Here is a 17,953-nt window from a genome sequence, read left to right as displayed (position 1 = left end):
ATGAAATGCTGCTAAATATTATTGTCTTCATCGTAGTTTTTGGAATTATAGTTGTTGTTCATGAATTTGGGCACTTCTATTTTGCTAAGAAATCGGGTATTTTAGTACGAGAATTCGCCGTTGGTATGGGACCGAAAATTTTTGCCCACACGGGTGAGGATGGCACTGTCTATACCGTCCGAATGCTTCCTTTAGGCGGTTATGTCCGCATGGCTGGCTGGGGGGATGATGCAACTGAGATTAAGACTGGCACACCAGTCAGTCTGAGCCTAAACGAGCGGGGGAAGGTTACCCGTATCAACCTGTCAGATAAGCAGTTGGATAATAACAGTCTGCCCATAAATGTGACTAGTTATGATTTAGAAGATAAACTGACAATCACAGGACTTACATTAGATGAGTCCCAAACTTACTCAGTTGATCACGATGCGACGATTGTCGAAGAAGACGGCACGGAATTACGGATTGCTCCTCTAGATGTGCAGTATCAAAATGCCAGTGTCTGGGGGCGAATGATAACAAATTTTGCAGGTCCCATGAACAACTTTATTTTAGGGACAATCGTCTTTATTCTGCTGGCTTTTATCCAAGGTGGCGTACCCAACCCCGATACTAATATAGTCCGTGTGGCTGATGGCGGCGCTGCCCAGCAGGCTGGTATTAAAAGCGGTGACAAGGTGCTAGAGATTGCTGGCCGTAAGGTTGATAACTGGGATGATCTAACAAAGGCTGTAACAGCTTCTACTAAGCATTTCAAAAAAGATAGTAAGATTACTCTAAAGATTCAGAATCGTGATAATCAGACTAAAACCATCAAGGTTAAACCCAAAAAGGTCGGCGATAGCTATCTGATTGGCGTACAACAATCTTTGAAAACAGGGTTTTGGGATAAGCTGACAGGCGGCTTCCAACAGGCCCTATTAGCTATGACGGCTCTTATCAAAGCCCTCGGCAATCTCGTTCTTCATTTTAGCCTCAACAAGTTAGGTGGCCCAGTAGCTATGTATCAAGCTGTCGGTCAGGCCGCTCAGTCAGGATTTGTCAATGTCCTCTACCTAATGGGGATGTTATCCATGAATTTGGGTGTTGTCAACCTCTTTCCGATTCCTGCCTTGGATGGTGGTAAGATTCTTATCAATATCATTGAGGCTTTGCGCCGCAAACCTTTGAAACAAGAAACTGAAACCTATATCACCTTAGTAGGTGTGGCAATTATGCTTGTACTCATGGTTGCTGTAACTTGGAATGATATTATGCGGGCCTTCTTCTAAGAAAATTCGTCTTGATCTAACTAAAAAAATATATGTGAAAGGAAGGCCTCAGCTGCTGACTTACTGAGGCCGAACAATTAACCATGAAACAATCTCAAATGCTGATTCCAACCCTGCGTGAAATGCCCAGTGATGCTCAAGTCATCAGCCACGCTTTGATGGTGCGTGCTGGCTATGTTCGTCAGGTAACATCAGGTGTCTATTCTTATCTTCCCTTGGCTAATCGTGTGATAGAAAAATTCAAGGGCATTATGCGTCAGGAATTTGATAAGATTGGTGCTGTAGAAATGCTGGCTCCGGCCCTCCTGACTGCTGATCTTTGGCGGGAATCAGGCCGTTATGAAACGTATGGGGAGGATCTTTATAAGCTGAAAAATCGTGACCAAGCAGACTTCATCTTGGGCCCGACCCATGAGGAAACCTTCACATCCGTTGTGCGTGATACTATTAAGTCCTATAAACAGCTGCCTATGAATCTCTACCAGATTCAGCCAAAATATCGTGATGAAAAACGTCCTCGCAATGGGCTCCTGCGCACTCGCGAATTTATTATGAAAGACGGCTATAGCTTCCATGCCGACTATGATAGTTTAGATAGAACCTATGAAGATTATCGCAAGGCCTACGAAGCTATATTTAAGCGTGCAGGGCTTGATTTCAAAGGAATTATCGGTGATGGTGGTGCTATGGGAGGAAAAGATAGTCAGGAATTCATGGCTGTAACACCAGACCGTACTGACCTTAGCCACTGGTTGGTTCTGGATAAATCCATCAGCTCCATTGAAGAAATTCCAGAGGATGTTCTAGCAGAAATTAAGGAGGAACTCAACAAATGGCTAGTGTCCGGTGAGGACACGATTGTTTATTCGAGCGAGTCTGCCTATGCAGCGAACTTAGAGATGGCTACCAGCCAGTACAAGCCTAGTACAGCTGTAGTGGCTCAAGAGGAGATGCGTAAGGTTGAGACGCCAAACTGTAAGACAATTGATGAAGTAGCTGCCTTCCTGCAAGTGGAGGAGAAGCAAACGATTAAGACCTTGCTTTTCATAGCCGATGAGAAACCGGTTGTCGCCCTTTTAGTCGGCAACGATCAGGTCAATGATGTCAAACTTAAGAATCATCTGGGGGCTGCCTTCTTAGAAGCAGCTAGTGAGGAAGAAGCACAAAAGCTTTTTGGTGCTAGCTTTGGCTCTTTAGGACCTGTTGGCCTACCAGAAGAAGTTACCATTATTGCCGACCGTAAGGTGGAGGGTCTAGCTAATGCTGTCGTTGGCGCTAACCAAGATGGTTATCACTTGGTTGGTGTTAACCCTGGGCGTGACTTTACCCCAAGTGAGTATGTTGATATTCGTGAGGTTCAAGAAGGGGAGGTCTCTCCTGACGGACAAGGTAAGCTTCAATTTGCCCGAGGTATAGAAATTGGACATATCTTTAAACTTGGGACACGTTATTCAGAAAGCATGGGGGCTAATATCCTGGATGAGAATGGCCGTTCCGTTCCGATAATCATGGGCAGCTATGGCATAGGAGTCAGTCGTATTCTGTCGGCTGTGATTGAACAGCATGCACGTCTTTTTATTAATAAGACTCCAAAAGGAGCCTATCGCTTTGCTTGGGGAATTAACTTCCCTAAAGAGTTGTCGCCATTTGATGTCCATCTCATTACCGTCAATACTAAAGATGATGACGCCCAAAATCTGACTCAGGCAATCGAGCGTCAATTGACCACGGCAGGTTACGAAGTTTTAACGGATGATCGTAATGAGCGTGTCGGCTCTAAATTCTCAGATAGTGATCTCATAGGCCTGCCAATCCGTGTGACTGTCGGTAAAAAGGCTACTGAAGGTGTAGTCGAAGTTAAAATAAAAGCAACCGGAGATACGATCGAAGTCCATGCTGAAAATCTTCTGGAAACTCTTGACATCTTGGCAAAAGAATCAAAATAGATAGATTTCCAGAGGGCAGGACGAACTTTCACGATGGCTTTGTCCTCCCTCACAGAAAAAATAAGCAACCTATAAACTCAATATCAGAAACACATGTGATAACTATTATCTATAAGTTTTACGGAGGCTGGGACAAAAGTTCCGCCTCTTTTTTGACGGTTACAGTGACATAAATCGAACTGTTCCCCTTTAAAAGAAATTTTTTAAAGGAGGAGGAATACTGTTACTCCTTTTTATTTGTTATAATAGACCTACGAATGTAAAGAAGGTGATTGTATGAAATTAACAACACTTGGTTGTTGGGGAGCTTACCCCTATCAAGATGGTGGAACGACCTCCTATCTACTTACAGGTCGCGATGGTTTCCAGCTTCTAATGGATTGTGGCAGCCGTGCCGTAACCGAATTGGAAAAGGAAATCAGCCCTCTGGATTTAGATGCTGTTCTTATCAGCCATTATCATCCCGATCATGTCGCAGATCTGGGTGTGCTCCGTCATTATTTTCAGCTCTATCCTAAGCATCTTTGGGAGCCAAAGGTTTTACCGATCTATGGACATAATGAAGATAGCTATGAGTTTAGTAAGTTATCTCTAGATGGTGTATCCCAAGGAATAGCCTATGATGTCAATGGTGTTCAGGAGATTGGTCCATTTGATATTACCTTTATTAAGACAGTGCACCCAGTACCTTGTTATGCCTTTCGTATAAAAGAGCGTGAGACTGGTCAGGTTCTTGTATTTACAGGTGATACCGGCTATCTTGATGCTTTAGCTGCTTTTGCTAAGGACGCTGATCTCTTCTTAGCCGATGTTTACCTTTATGAAGGTAACGAAAATCATATGGCTCACCTGACATCTAAGGAAGCAGGACAAATTGCTCTGGAAGCAGGAGTAAGGCAGCTTGTCTTGACTCATGTGCCTCCTCTGCCGCCAGAAGGTATTGATGCTTCGCGCCATCTGATTGTTTTGCAAGAGCAGACACAGAACTATGCAGCTTCTGTGCCAGTTGAGCTAGCTCATCCGCATAAAACTTGGGACTTGGGAGCCCTGCAATGATCGATTTAACACAAGCTCAAAAAGAGCTTTTCATGGCAGAAGCGCTAAAGGAGGCTCAGCAATCTCTAGCTAAAGAGGAAATACCTATCGGCTGTGTTATTGTTAAAGATGGCAGGATCATTGGCCGCGGTCACAATGCGCGTGAAGAATGCAATCAAGCAGTGATGCATGCTGAAATTATGGCAATCAATCAAGCCAATCAAACAGAAAAAAACTGGCGCTTGCTGGAGAGTACCCTCTTTGTCACAATTGAACCTTGTGTCATGTGCAGCGGTGCTATTGGACTGGCTCGTATTCCTCGGGTAATCTACGGTGCCGCCAATCAAAAGTTTGGTGCAGCTGGGAGTCTTTACAATATTCTGGCTGATGAGCGCCTCAATCATCGTGTTCAGGTAGAATCTGGAATCTTGGAAGCTGACTGTGCTCAGATTATGCAGAGTTTTTTTCGTCAGCGGCGCGGTAAAAAAGTTAAAGAGGGACTTCAGCCTAGCGATGAAAAATTGAAGGAATAATGCCTGCAATGAGAAGGATAAAATCATTTGCAGTTATATCAAATTATGATATAATAAGCTTTGGAGCAACATCTTCGCGTGAAGTGGGTCAGGGGAGGAATCCAGCAGCCCTAAGCGATGCAGGATGTGTGCTCTTTTTTATGTTGCACAAAGCTATGGGGACGGTGGCATGTATGACGGTTAGGAGCAGAAAAGTGATTTTTCAAGCCATTGACATTCTGCTTAGTGAGTTTTATCTCCTTGCCACCCTGCCCCAGCCCTTGATTTTTAGCGAAAAAGATTGAAAATTGGGGTAGAAAAGAGTAAACTAGTAAGGTATATTGACTTAAAAGGGAGTAAAATCATGACTCATATTCAATTTGATTATTCAAAGGTTTTAAATAAGTTCATTGAACCGCATGAATTAGATTACTTGCAAATGCAGGTTACGGCAGCAGATGCTGCTTTGCGCAATGGTACTGGTCCAGGCGCTGAAATGACTGGCTGGCTCACCCTGCCTGAAGATTATGACAGAGAAGAATTTGCCCGTATTCAAAAAGCAGCAGAAAAAATCCAATCCGATAGCGATGTCCTCATTGTGATCGGTATCGGCGGTTCTTACCTTGGTGCCCGTGCAGCAATTGATTTTTTGAATAATTCTTTTGTCAATCTGCAAACGGCTCAAGAGCGAAAAAATCCACAAATCCTCTATGCCGGTAACTCTATTTCCTCCAACTATCTGGCAGACCTTGTGGACTATGTAGCTGACAAGGATTTTTCGGTCAATGTTATTTCTAAATCAGGAACAACTACAGAGCCAGCGATTGCTTTTCGTGTCTTCAAGGAACTTTTGATTAAAAAATATGGTCAAGATGAAGCCAACAAGCGTATCTACGCTACGACCGACCGAGTAAAAGGAGCTGTCAAGGTTGAAGCCGATGCCAATGGCTGGGAAACTTTTGTTGTCCCAGATAGCGTAGGGGGACGTTTCACCGTCTTGACACCAGTTGGTCTGCTTCCTATTGCTGCAAGCGGTGCAGATATCACCCAATTGATGGAAGGTGCTAACGCAGCACGCAAAGCATATTCTTCAGATAACCTTGCTGAAAATCAGGCTTACCAATACGCAGCTATCCGTAATATTCTTTATAGAAAAGGCTATGTGACAGAGGTTCTTGCGAATTACGAACCATCCCTGCAATACTTTAGCGAATGGTGGAAGCAGCTAGCTGGTGAGTCAGAAGGCAAGGATCAAAAAGGAATTTACCCGACATCGGCTAACTTCTCGACAGACCTTCATTCACTTGGTCAATTCATCCAAGAAGGCTATCGCAATCTATTCGAAACCGTTATCCGTGTTGATAAACCACGTAAAAATATCACTATTCCAAATGAAGAGGCAGATCTTGATGGACTCGGCTATCTTCAAGGTAAAGATGTTGATTTTGTCAATAAGAAAGCAACAGATGGTGTCTTGCTGGCTCATACAGACGGTGGTGTTCCAAATACCTACCTGACAATCCCTGAACAAAATGAGTTTACACTTGGCTATACGATTTATTTCTTTGAAATTGCTATTGCTATTTCAGGTTATCTCAACGGTGTGAATCCTTTTGACCAACCTGGTGTTGAAGCCTATAAGAAAAATATGTTTGCCCTGCTGGGTAAACCAGGTTTTGAAGACCTGAGTGCTGAACTGAATGCGCGTCTATAAGAATATCAAACTTTTTAAAAGAACTGAGAGTCTGTACCAATGTCTCATCAACCCCTAGGGTCGGAGTTTTTATCCGACCCTAGGGGTTTTTGATTGAGATATAGCAATCAGCTGCCCATTTTTTATGAGAATAGCTGTGTTAATGGTCAAGTCAAGTGCAACACGTTAGGTGGTAAACTAGAAAACCAGTGTTTAATTGCCTGAGCTGTTGGCCTTAGTAACTATAACCGAACCTAGTCGCTATGCTGTAAAAATCTAATCTGATGAAAAGCATCATATTAGTACACAAAATTTCTAAATTCCTGGGAAAAATGTGTCTTAATTTTATCTTGAAAGCGTTTTATAATTAAGTCGTTAAAAATAAATGGACGAGAGCTGAGCCTGAAATAAGTAAGAGTGAGCGCTACTACTGTCTCGAATTTCTTAGTCAGAGTCTCAGTTCTTATACCTAGTTAAAGGAGTTAAGAAAATGGCAGATTGGTTGAATATTATAGGTAAGACAGTTATTGTTACGGGGGCTTCATCGGGAATTGGGGAAGCAGTTGTAGATGAGCTGCTGGAACTTGGTGTCAATGTTGTGAATTTTGATATTGCAGATAAGAATAAAAAGCACGATAATTTTTTATTTCAAAAAGTAGATGTAACCTCACGTGAACAGGTTGAAGCAGCAGTGGCAGCGACTGTTGAACATTTTGGCACCATAGATGCCCTTGTCAACAACGCTGGTATTAATATTCCCCGCCTCTTGGTTGATCCCAAAGATCCCTATGGGCAATATGAACTTGATGATAAAATCTTTGAAAAGATTACCATGATTAATCAAAAGGGGCTCTATCTTGTCAGTCAGGCTGTTGGACGCATCTTAGTCAATAAAGGAGATGGTGTTATTATAAATATGGCTTCGGAGGCAGGTCTTGAGGGCTCTGAGGGACAGAGTGCCTACGCTGCCACAAAGGCAGCTGTTTACAGCTATACCCGCTCTTGGGCTAAGGAACTTGGGAAACACGGCGTTCGTGTTGTCGGAGTAGCACCTGGTATCATGGAAGCTACAGGACTGAGAACACTTGCCTACGAAGAGGCCTTGGGCTATACTAGGGGAAAAACAGTTGAACAAATTCGTGCAAGCTACGCTTCTACAAGTACGACTCCTCTTGGTCGCAGCGGTCACTTAAGCGAAGTGGCTGACCTCGTAGCTTATCTGATTTCCAAGCGTTCGAGTTACATTACAGGCGTTACGATTAACGTGGCTGGAGGAAAAACTCGCGGATAATAATTAAAAGTGAGGTTTAAGGGTGGCACTAGTTAATCGATGGTACCGAATTTTAAATCTCTTGGTTTCACAACACCAAGTTACGGTCGAAGAGGTGCGAAAAAACCTAGGCATCAGCACTAAAACGCTAAGAAGCAGTATTGATCAGCTAAACGATATTTTAGATGCCGATGTTCAGGTAGTACAAAGAGATGATAGTCTATTCTTGGAGGTAGCTGATTATGCTAGGTTGGAGGAGATTTTATCTGGCAGTTTGCGCAAGGAGAGCGACTTTAACTCTTCCAGCAGGCGGGCTTCCTATCTCATCAAACGCTTATTACAGAGTACTAAGCCTCTTTTGATTGATGATTTAGCTGAAGAAATAGGCGTCAGCCGCACAACCATTAACAAGGATTTAAAGCAGGTTAAAGAGCTGGCCAAAGACTACCAAGTTGAAATTTCAGGACGTCCAAACAGAGGCTTAGAAGTCTTTGGTGATGAGCTAAACTTACGGCTGTTTTACAGTCAACATGTTTACGCTTATTTCGGTTCAGAAACGTTAAAAAATGAGACTGGCTTTTTCTTACAGGAACTCTGTCAAAAATTTCAACTACCGAGAAAAATTCAAGATCTCCTAATCAAGGTGGTTGCGATCACAATTGCCCGTCTTAGGCGAGGAAAGTTCCTGACTCATCCAATTCCTTACTACATCAACGAATTGAAAGGTTCGCAGATTATGGATGAGCTAGTTTATCACCTTGAAATGACTTATAAAATCTCTCTTGGACAGTACGAACAGGATTTCCTAAGCTTTCCTTTGAATATTCAGTCTATAGCGGGCTTGGAGTATTGTACAATTGAAAACGCTCAAATCATAGCTCTCTATCAAGATATGGTTGAGCGTGTTAGAGGGACTCTGGATGTTGATTTTAATGATGAAAAGTTGCTTACTGATATTTATACCCATCTGAAATTCTTACTCAATCGTTTGGTCTTTCATGTGCCAGCTAGCGATATTTTTCACGGTGAAATTCAAAACAAGTTTCCTCTTGCTTTTAAAATGGCTGAAGTTGCTGCTAGTCTGCTGAGGGAAATATTTGCCTACCCAGTAGATGTCTCAGAAATCAGCTATTTAGCCCTTTATTTTGAAAGTATCCTTCGTGATTCTAATCAAACACAAGAAAGATCCAGCCGCAAAGTTGCAGTAGTCTGTACAACAGGTCTGGGAACAGCTGCAATGATAGCACGCCAATTAAAGAATGTTCTTGGCAATGATGTGGAGATTACTCAATATTCTGAGGAAAATTTTAAGCCGGAAGCCGATGATAATTACTTTGCTATCTTTACAACCGTTCCGCTAAAATATGGGAACTTAAAATCCCCTGTTATTCAATTAACCAATCTTTTTGATGACCATTGGCTTCGTGACATTTGGCAAAAGATTAAGACCTACCATCAGAAAGATTTAGAGACAACTGTCCTTAGATTTATACACCTAAAACAAGCGAAGTCATACAAAGCCTGTTTAATCGAGATGACAGCTGTTTTGAGAGAAGAACATTTGGTTGATGATGATTTTGGCAAGCGCATCTTGGAACGTGATAGGCAGCAGTCAACAATTTTTGGCAATGGTATTGCCTTTCCTCATGCTATCAATCACCTAGCAGATAAGCCAATCTTAATGTTAGGAGTTCTGCAAGATACCTTGCCAACACAGACCACTGAACTGGAATTTATTTTCCTTGTAGCTATTCCGCAAAAGCTGGATAAGCAAATAGAAACAGAATTGTTAGAACTCTATGATGATATTTTTAGAATTGCCAATAATGATAGCCTCAAAGAGGCTTTACGACCTGTGAAAACGGAGTCCGATTTTATTGCCTTAACCAAAAGCAAAGGAGTATTTTAATGGATTCAATACTTATACTGGGAATAGTCATTGTGTCTGCTTATGTTATGCAGATCCTGTTAGGGCTAAAGCAAATCAAACATTTTAATCAGGTATATAGCACTCTGCGTCAAAAAGGCCGTGTAGCTATTGGGCGCCGGTCGGGGAAATTAAAATCAGGAACCATCGTGATGTTTGCTATTGATAGTAACGGCAAGGTTCTTGCTGCTAAGAAAATGCAAGGGGTGACCATAGCCGCACAATTTAAAGATATGCCAGATTATCTGGGACAGGATATTCATTATTTTGATTACTATAACCCGCTGGTACGTAAAGAAAATAAGCTGTTGCGTATCGCCATTGAGGATGCCCGCGAAGTCTTCTTAAGGACAGAAGCCGGTACCTATAAAGATCTTCCTAAGGCGCCTCCTCTAGTTGATGCGACGACACAGCTGAAGCTATTGCCTCAGCGGCTAAAATTACAGTTTAAGAAAAAATAAAGGAGTTAAAAACCATGAATCATGTTACAAAATTAATTGAAGGCTTCATGAACCTATTCCAACTAGGTGGTGAAAATTTCGTCGGATGGTTGACAGGAATCGTTCCCAAAGTCCTCATGCTGTTGATTGCCATGAATGCCCTTATTGCCTTAGTTGGCGAAGAACGCATGAATAAACTGGGAGAATTATCTGCTAAGAACCCAGTGACACGCTATCTTATCCTCCCCTTCTTTGCTGCTTTTATGCTAGGGAATCCGATGGCCATAAGTATGGGACGCTTTGTTCCTGAATATTATAAACCCAGTTACATAGCCGCACAGATGCAGTTCTGTCACACGTCAAATGGGGTCTTCCCACATATTAATCCTAGTGAATTATTCGTATGGTTAGGGGTAGCCTCAGGAATTGAAGCACTAGGGTTGAGTACAATCCCTCTAGCGATCCGCTACTTGTTAGTGGGTCTCCTTATGAATTTCATCGGCGGCTGGGTGACTGACTTTACAACAGCCTATGTATCTAAGCAACAAGGAATCACCTTGAGTAAGAAAGTTGAATTGTCAAATAAGTAGAAAAAGAGGTAGAAAAATGGCCTATAGAAGTATTAGAGTCGTAAAAGGCAACGGTGGTTTCGGCGGACCATTGGTGATTACACCTACCGATGCAAAGCATAAATTTCTCTATATTACTGGTGGCGGTGAAAAGCCTGAAATTGTTGATAAAATTGCAGAACTTACAGGCATGGAAGCTGTTAACGGCTTTCAAACATCCATCCCAGATGAAGAAGTGGCTTTAGCTATTGTTGACTGCGGCGGGACTCTTCGTTGCGGTATCTATCCTAAAAAAGGCATTAAAACAATCAATATCGTTGCAACAGGAAAGTCAGGCCCTCTGGCTCAATATATCACAGAGGATATTTATGTTTCTGCTGTTGGGTTGGAGCAAATTTCACCTGTTGAAGCAGATGAATCTGTAACAGAAGCGGCTTCGGAAGTAGTCGAAGAGGAAAAAGGAGCCAGTTATGATACCAGCAAGAAAATTACGGAACAGCGCGCTGAATCTAGTTTTATTGCCCGTATTGGTATGGGAGCTGGTAGAGTAGTTGCCATTTTCAATCAGGCTGCGCGTGATGCTATTCAAACGATGCTAAATACCATCCTTCCCTTCATGGCCTTTGTTTCCTTGATTATTGGTATCATTAATGGAACAGGCGTTGGTAATTGGCTGTCCCATGTCCTTAGCCCCTTGGCCGGGAATATTTGGGGATTAATCCTTCTTGGTTTTATATGTTCTTTGCCTTTCTTATCTCCGCTCTTAGGGCCTGGTGCTGTCATTTCCCAATTAGTTGGTGCTCTGATTGGTACCGAGATCGGTAAAGGAAATATTCCTCCTCAGATGGCTCTGCCAGCCCTATTTGCGATCAATACTCAAAATGGCTGTGACTTTATCCCTGTTGGTTTAGGTTTAGCGGAAGCAGAAGCGGAAACTGTTGAGGTCGGTGTGCCTTCTGTTCTCTATTCACGCTTTCTTAACGGCGTCCCTCGCGTTATCGTTGCCTGGGTAGCCAGTATTGGGCTTTATTGATAGCAGCAGTGGTGAATAAATGCGGGTCAATAGAGGAAATTATTATATATAATCAAGTGATTAGAAAGTGAGAAGGTATGTCAAAAATTTTTGAAACAAGAGTGGCTGCAGTTGGTCCAGAAGCCCAAAGTATGGTAGAAGATGCCAATATGCTGATATTATTTGGCCAAGGAGCGCCGGCAGATTTAGCAGAATTCTGCTTTACAATTGATAATAATAATCTTACTGGTAGCCTAAAGAGTGACGGGAAAGTTTTAATCGATACGCAAGAGTATCGTATTACTGCAGTTGGAGATCTAGTTGAGACGAATCTCAAAAATTTAGGTCATATCACAATCTCCTTTGATGGTTCCAAAGAGAAAACCTTGCCAGGGACGCTTCACGTTGAAGGAAATGGTTTGCCTCAGCTGTCATCAGGAACGCTAGTGCAATTTTGGGATTAGTCTGGACAGCTGTTTAATATAGGTAATTTAGCATTAAACGGCTAACCCCCTCTTGCCTTGAATAATCTATTCAAGGTAAGAGGGGGTTTTTGTGTAGAGGTTTTTGCAAATTTTTTTTGAAAAAAGATCTACTTTTTAATATGATGGAAGCGCTTTATAATCTAAGTAGATGGGGGAAAGAACGATGAAGGAAAGAGCTCGTGCCGTCTTAAATCGATTGCTAAATTCGCAGATACCACTGACCATAAAGTATCTATCAAATGAATTTGAGGTCAGCGAGAGAACGATTCGCAACGACCTTGCCGCAATTGATGAATCGTTGATACAGTGCCGATTACCCTCGGTGAAAACCATCCGATCCAAAGGAGTGATGCTAAATTTAACAAGAGATGAAATCCAACAGCTAAAAGAATTTAATAAGGAAGGCTGTTCATCATTTAAATATTTAAGGCGAGAGGAGAGAGTGCTTGATTTAATTTTAGATATTGGCTTTGGAACAAGCCCCGTCTTTTTGACCAAGAAGGAGGAGACCTACCAGATTTCAAAATCTTCAATTGATGAAGATATCCGGCAGGTTCGAAAAAATTTGGCCCACTACCATGTCAAAGTTGTGAGTATTCCTAAAAAGGGTCTGCAGTTTCAAGCTAAAGAGCAGTTTATCAGAACAATGCTTTTTTCGATATTAAGCTCGGCCTTATTGGAAGTCGACAGTGACAAAAAGGATATCGTTTTTAAATATATCAACCAGTCTCAGTTACAGTACTTAGATGATAGTTACAGTCGCTTTATATCAAAAGTGGAAGTCAGCCATTACCGAACGAATTTTAATCTGCTGGCTTATATATGGCTTGAGCGAATGAAACAAGGGAAGTATATTTCGGATACCGATAAACAAAGAGATTCTGAAAGGGAAAAAACAGACCGTATTCAAAATTATATTAACGTGGTATCGGCTCGCTTATATCCTGATGTTAATGCAGAGGAGAAAAAATATATTTATTTTCTCCTCAATACCCTAAAAAGAGAAGATGACTACCGCCCCTTCAACTGGCTGGACCTGCAGTTATTGACCCTGCAATTTATTCAGTTTGTTGAAGATGGGACAGGGATTCCCTTTAATAAGAAGGAATTTCAGCTTCAAGAGGCTCTGTATACTCATATGATAGGTATGGTAGAGCGTATCAAGGGAGGTCTACAGCTCACGAATCCTCTGAAGGAAAAAATAAAACAGACCTACGGTCTCGTCTATCATGTCGTTGAAGAATTTCTAAAAAATGCAGAATATAAATTTGGTGGAAGTATTACAGATGATGAGATAGCCTTCCTAACAATACATTTTTCAACTGCTTTAAGTGAGCTTAATCAGGATAATAAATATTGGTACAGAGCAGTCGTTATTTGCAATCACGGTCTTGCTACGGGACGGCTGCTAGCAGAAAATCTAAAGGAATACTTCAATGTTGAAGTATTGGCGGTCTTAAGCAGCCGAGAAATCGATTTAGTTGAGAGGTTTGATGTCGATTTAGTTTTTTCGACAGTAGAACTTGACTATAGAGCCAAACCAACGATTATACTCGATTCTATCTTTAATGATGAGACCAAGTTACTCGTTCATAATTTTCTGGAGAATAATAGTCAATATCGACGATTAATATCTGTCAAGAGTGACTACACAGAAATGTTTCAGAACTTATTACGATTAATTGAAAGGCATTTAGGAGAGGTAAGTAAAGAGCTTTATACTTGTCTAGAGGAGTTATTCAATCATAATAAGTTAAACATTAATAAGAGGGAGGTGCAGCCTATGATTCAAGATGTATTATCTGATGATAATATTTCATTTGAAAAAGAAACATTTACCTGGCAAGAAGCCATTGAAAGAGTGGCTAAGCCACTGTTGAGCAAGGAGTTCATCACATATAACTATATACAGGCAATGATAGACAGTGTTGAGCAATATGGCCCCTATATCGTGATCGGCCCCCATCTTGCTTTAGCTCATGCTAGACCAGAAGATGGGGCTCAAAAATTAGGATTGAGTCTTTCCGTATTTGAAAAGCCGGTTGTTTTTGGTCACGAGTTTAATGATCCGGTACATGTCATATTTTGCCTATCTGCTACGGATTCTTATACGCATTTGAATGTTATGAAGAGTCTGGTCAATCTAATCAGGAAAGAGGATGACCTTAAGGCCTTAACAAGGGCGACAGACTTAGAAACCGTTAAGGAAATCTTATTTAAAGAAAGAAGTGAGGAGGAAAAATAAGATGGCTAAAAATTTAAATATTTTATTTGTTTGCGGAGCTGGTTTAGGTTCCAGCTTTGCTGCTCAAATGGCAGCAGAAGATGTTCTGAATAAGTATGGTATTGACGCTAAACTGGATCATGTAGATATTTCAACAGCAGCGTCAGTCGGACCGGATATTATTATTACGGCTCAAAATTTTGAAAAGCAATTCGCCCAGTTTTCAATTGATAAAGAAAAGACAGCGATTATCTTTTTAAAAAATATCGTGTCCAGTCAAGAAATAGAGGAAAAACTACTGCCTGTGCTTAAAGAACGTCATTTTATGTAATGACTCGTCTAAATGGAGGAAATAATTATGGGGATTATTAATTTTATCATCAATAATATTTTGACCCAGGCCTCAATTACCATCGCCTTAATCGCCATGCTCGGCCTGATTCTGCAGAAAAAATCAGTAGGGCAAATTATCTCAGGAACCTTAAAGACTCTCCTAGGTTTTCAAGTATTGAGCGCTGGTTCCAATATTATTGTTTCCAGTTTGACTTATTTTGGGAAGATTTTTCAGGCTGGATTTCATACACATGGGATCGTTCCTTCAATCGAAGCGATCAACGGCCAAGCCATGAATGATTTAGGCTTGGGTAGAGAGATCGCCTTAACCTTCCTTGCCATATTTGTTGTTAATGTTTTAATTGCTCGTTTTACTAAATGGAATTATATCTTTTTAACTGGGCAGGCCCTGCTTTGGATGGCAACGATGACAACAGTTTTTGGCTATTTTTCCGGTTTGCGTGGTTTTCTTCTCATCCTTATAGGCGGAGTCGTGGGTGGTATTTTTACAGTTGCTATGCCTGCTCTTGCTCAGCCGATTATCCGTAAAGTTACGGGAAATGATGATATCGCACTTGGACACTTTTGTACCATTGGCTATTTATTTGAAGCAGGAGTTGCTAAGCTATTTGGCGAACGTGGTGACCAGAAAAAATCCATCGAAGATATTGAAATGCCTAAATCTTTTGAGTTTTTACAAGATACTTATCTGTCAGTCATGGTGGTTATGGTTCCCTTGTATCTGATTACGGCGGCCTTTGCAGGAGCAGGAGCTGTTGACACAGGGAATCAAAATTATCTGATGTACGCATTTCTGCAGTCTATTCAGTTTGTTGTCGGTGTGTATGTCCTTCTTGCTGGTGTTCGCCTTCTTCTTGGTGAAATAGTACCGGCCTTCCGCGGTATTGCGATGAAGTTAGTGCCAGATGCTATTCCCGCTTTGGACTGTCCGGTTTTCTTCCCCTATTCGCCAAATGCTGTTATTCTTGGTTTTATCACAACAACGATTGGTACCGTCATAGCCATGTTTGTGCTTCCGATATTTGGTCTCGCCATGATTCTTCCCGGAATGCTAACAAACTTTTTTGCCGGCGGTACAGCAGGTATATTTGGAAATGCTGTAGGTGGCCGCAGGGGAGCTATCATTGGGGGAATTGCCCACGGCTTCTTCATCACTCTTTTGCCTGCCCTACTAGTTACAGCATTTAGCTCCCTTGGTTTTGTGAATGCGACAGCTACCGATGTTGATACGGTTACAGCAGCTCTCTTGTACTACTGGCTATTAAGTCCGATTTTCAAAATGTTTTAACGCCCCTATCTGATATTAAAGGAACTGGGTTGAAGAGGTGATTATACGATGTTTAAACTGTTTAAAAAAAGTCAAAAAACTACCGAAAGTACGAAGGTTCAGTATTCAGAAGAAGAGCTAGAAAAATTTAATAAGGAGATTAATCAGCTATTAGCAGACCAAGAACAACATTTGGACGATGCTGACTATTTTGAAAAACTGGGGCTGCTCTATGATAAAGTTTCCAAGAAAGATGAGGCTATTGCTCACTTGGAAAAAAGCTTATCCATTAAGCTGACAATAGGGGAGGGCTATAAAAAACTCATGTCGCTCTATAACCAAAGGCGAAAAGAAGCTGCTATGGCCCACGATGATGAATTAATTGAATATTATATGAGTAAAATGGACGAAATGCGTAATATTGCCAAGAAAGTAACCCTAACAGCTAAGGAGGATTAAAAATGTATAAAACGTTAAAAGAGTTGACAGATTATGCTGATAAATTAAATATGACTGTAGGTGCATTTAATATGCATAACTTGGAAATGCTACCTGAAATGATCAGAGCCGCTAAAGAAACTGGCCTGCCTATTGTCATCCAAACTAGCGTAGATACAGCCAAATACATCGGCTATGATGTCATAGTCGCTGTTTGTAAGCAATTAGCAGCTAATAATCCGGTAGACGTGGCCTTACATCTGGATCATGCACGAGATTTTAAGGCTATTCAAGATGCGATAGCAGCTGGCTATTCCAGTGTTATGTTTGATGGTTCAAACCTTCCCTTTAAAGAGAATATCGCAAAAACTAAGGCGGTTGTTGACTATGCCCATGCCAGAGGTGTCTCTGTAGAAGGAGAATTGGGTACAATCGGAGGAACCGAAGAAGGTATCTCTGTTTCTGAAGACGACAAAGAATATACCAGACCTAGCGATGCTATAAAATTTGTGGCTGAGACGGGAGTAGATGCTTTGGCTGTAGGCATCGGGACCAATCATGGCCAGTTTAAATCAAAAACAAATGTAAAAGTTCCCCTGCTTCAAAAAATTCACGAATCTGTTGAGGTTCCGCTTGTTATCCATGGCGGTACGGGTGTCAAAGAGGAAGATTACGCTGAGCTCATTAATAATGGGATCCGTAAATTTAATGTCGGTACAGAATTGCTTGTTAACTGGACACAGACAGCCAAAGGTTATTTTGAAGCGACAGAGGTCAATAAATCGCTGCGTCATAATATCATTCCTTGTAATGAAAAGGTCAAGGAAATTGTAAAGCACAAGCTTCTGTTATTTATGAATGCTGATAGCCCTTTAAATCGAGGAAACAGTCATGGATAAATTCCTGATATTAATTGCAGGTCCCCCTGCTACAGGTAAAACCTATTTGGTCAAGAAGATTATGGAAATCCAACCTCAATTATACAAAATTACACCTGATGAATTAAAAGAAACTATTGCGGACAGTGTCGGTTTTAATAACTTAGAAGAGAAGGCACAGTTGGAACAAATCGTTTGGCAGTCTTTTTATCAGGCGATCGGTGCTTATATGATGGTTGGCCAAAAAATAATCCTTAGCGACTATCCATTTTCTGATAAGCAAAAGCCTCTCTTAGCTGACTTAGCCGCTAAATACGGTTATAATATCCTTACTGTAAGGCTGGTTGCCGATTTTGACCTTCTGTGGAGCCGCCGCTTTCAGCGTGATCGAGACTACAGCAGACACCTAAGTCATATCATGACTCACTATCACTATGGTGATGAGTTACTTCAGCGCGAATTAGCGGATAACCACATTACAAAAGATGAATTCCGAGATATCCTCAACAAAAGAGACTATAACCATTTTGAACTCGGTCAGGTAGTTGAATTTGATGTCAGTGACTTCGCAAAAGTTGATTACACTGATCTTTTGTCCTACCTTGTTAAACTATAATTTTAATTTACGGCCT

17 protein-coding genes and 1 other RNA gene are annotated in these 17,953 nt (G+C 41.4%); all 18 read left to right on the top strand.

Annotated features, from left to right (window positions below):
• The first annotated feature begins 5 nt into the window (after positions 1-5).
• On the top strand, positions 6-1,271 hold the full coding sequence (rseP, locus tag ACVR1G_RS07175) for an RIP metalloprotease RseP (protein WP_447452501.1): 1,266 nt from the start codon (positions 6-8) through the stop codon (positions 1,269-1,271).
• 83 nt (positions 1,272-1,354) lie between these two features.
• The gene (locus tag ACVR1G_RS07170) at positions 1,355-3,217 is read left to right on the top strand and encodes a proline--tRNA ligase (RefSeq protein WP_447452500.1); all 1,863 of its coding nucleotides are present in this window, start codon (positions 1,355-1,357) and stop codon (positions 3,215-3,217) included.
• A 276-nt stretch (positions 3,218-3,493) separates the two neighbouring features.
• A complete protein-coding gene (locus ACVR1G_RS07165) occupies positions 3,494-4,273 on the top strand; it encodes an MBL fold metallo-hydrolase (RefSeq protein WP_447452499.1) in 780 nt (259 codons plus the stop codon).
• Positions 4,270-4,785 carry a tRNA adenosine(34) deaminase TadA gene (gene tadA, locus ACVR1G_RS07160; RefSeq protein ID WP_447452498.1) on the top strand — a complete coding sequence of 172 codons (516 nt, stop codon included), beginning with the start codon at positions 4,270-4,272 and terminating at the stop codon, positions 4,783-4,785. Before ACVR1G_RS07165 ends, tadA begins: the two co-directional genes overlap by 4 nt.
• A gap of 59 nt (positions 4,786-4,844) precedes the next feature.
• An RNA gene (gene ffs, locus ACVR1G_RS07155) (signal recognition particle sRNA small type) lies at positions 4,845-4,925 on the top strand.
• A 203-nt stretch (positions 4,926-5,128) separates the two neighbouring features.
• The gene (locus ACVR1G_RS07150) at positions 5,129-6,478 is read left to right on the top strand and encodes a glucose-6-phosphate isomerase (RefSeq protein WP_447452497.1); all 1,350 of its coding nucleotides are present in this window, start codon (positions 5,129-5,131) and stop codon (positions 6,476-6,478) included.
• A 469-nt stretch (positions 6,479-6,947) separates the two neighbouring features.
• Positions 6,948-7,748, top strand: a complete 801-nt coding sequence (locus tag ACVR1G_RS07145; RefSeq protein WP_447452496.1) for an SDR family oxidoreductase — start codon at positions 6,948-6,950, stop codon at positions 7,746-7,748.
• 22 nt (positions 7,749-7,770) lie between these two features.
• Entirely contained in the window at positions 7,771-9,636 is a 1,866-nt protein-coding gene (locus tag ACVR1G_RS07140; protein WP_447452495.1) for a BglG family transcription antiterminator, read from the top strand.
• Positions 9,636-10,115 (top strand): transcriptional regulator GutM, encoded by a 480-nt coding sequence (locus ACVR1G_RS07135; RefSeq protein ID WP_447452494.1) that lies wholly within the window; start codon positions 9,636-9,638, stop codon positions 10,113-10,115. Before ACVR1G_RS07140 ends, ACVR1G_RS07135 begins: the two co-directional genes overlap by 1 nt.
• A gap of 14 nt (positions 10,116-10,129) precedes the next feature.
• Positions 10,130-10,684, top strand: coding sequence for a PTS glucitol/sorbitol transporter subunit IIC (gene srlA / locus ACVR1G_RS07130; RefSeq protein ID WP_447452493.1), 555 nt, complete (start codon positions 10,130-10,132; stop codon positions 10,682-10,684).
• A 16-nt stretch (positions 10,685-10,700) separates the two neighbouring features.
• Positions 10,701-11,696, top strand: coding sequence for a PTS glucitol/sorbitol transporter subunit IIB (gene srlE, locus ACVR1G_RS07125; protein ID WP_447452492.1), 996 nt, complete (start codon positions 10,701-10,703; stop codon positions 11,694-11,696).
• A 77-nt stretch (positions 11,697-11,773) separates the two neighbouring features.
• Positions 11,774-12,139 (top strand): PTS glucitol/sorbitol transporter subunit IIA, encoded by a 366-nt coding sequence (locus ACVR1G_RS07120; protein WP_447452491.1) that lies wholly within the window; start codon positions 11,774-11,776, stop codon positions 12,137-12,139.
• A 184-nt stretch (positions 12,140-12,323) separates the two neighbouring features.
• Positions 12,324-14,405 carry a BglG family transcription antiterminator gene (locus ACVR1G_RS07115; RefSeq protein WP_447452490.1) on the top strand — a complete coding sequence of 694 codons (2,082 nt, stop codon included), beginning with the start codon at positions 12,324-12,326 and terminating at the stop codon, positions 14,403-14,405.
• A gap of 1 nt (position 14,406) precedes the next feature.
• Complete coding sequence (locus ACVR1G_RS07110) at positions 14,407-14,715, top strand: PTS sugar transporter subunit IIB (RefSeq protein ID WP_447452489.1); 309 nt, start codon at positions 14,407-14,409, stop codon at positions 14,713-14,715.
• A 27-nt stretch (positions 14,716-14,742) separates the two neighbouring features.
• A complete protein-coding gene (locus ACVR1G_RS07105) occupies positions 14,743-16,026 on the top strand; it encodes a PTS sugar transporter subunit IIC (protein ID WP_447452488.1) in 1,284 nt (427 codons plus the stop codon).
• Between the two features lie 48 nt (positions 16,027-16,074).
• The gene (locus tag ACVR1G_RS07100) at positions 16,075-16,464 is read left to right on the top strand and encodes a tetratricopeptide repeat protein (RefSeq protein WP_447452487.1); all 390 of its coding nucleotides are present in this window, start codon (positions 16,075-16,077) and stop codon (positions 16,462-16,464) included.
• Positions 16,465-16,466: 2 nt separating this feature from the next.
• Positions 16,467-17,342 carry a class II fructose-bisphosphate aldolase gene (locus tag ACVR1G_RS07095; RefSeq protein WP_447452486.1) on the top strand — a complete coding sequence of 292 codons (876 nt, stop codon included), beginning with the start codon at positions 16,467-16,469 and terminating at the stop codon, positions 17,340-17,342.
• The gene (locus ACVR1G_RS07090) at positions 17,335-17,937 is read left to right on the top strand and encodes a P-loop nucleotide/nucleoside kinase family protein (RefSeq protein ID WP_447452485.1); all 603 of its coding nucleotides are present in this window, start codon (positions 17,335-17,337) and stop codon (positions 17,935-17,937) included. Before ACVR1G_RS07095 ends, ACVR1G_RS07090 begins: the two co-directional genes overlap by 8 nt.
• The last annotated feature ends 16 nt before the right edge of the window (positions 17,938-17,953 follow it).

This window comes from Streptococcus dentasini, from assembly GCF_053206945.1.
The sequence above is the reverse complement of the archived record's forward strand: the minus strand, read 5'-3'. Positions and strand labels throughout refer to the sequence as shown.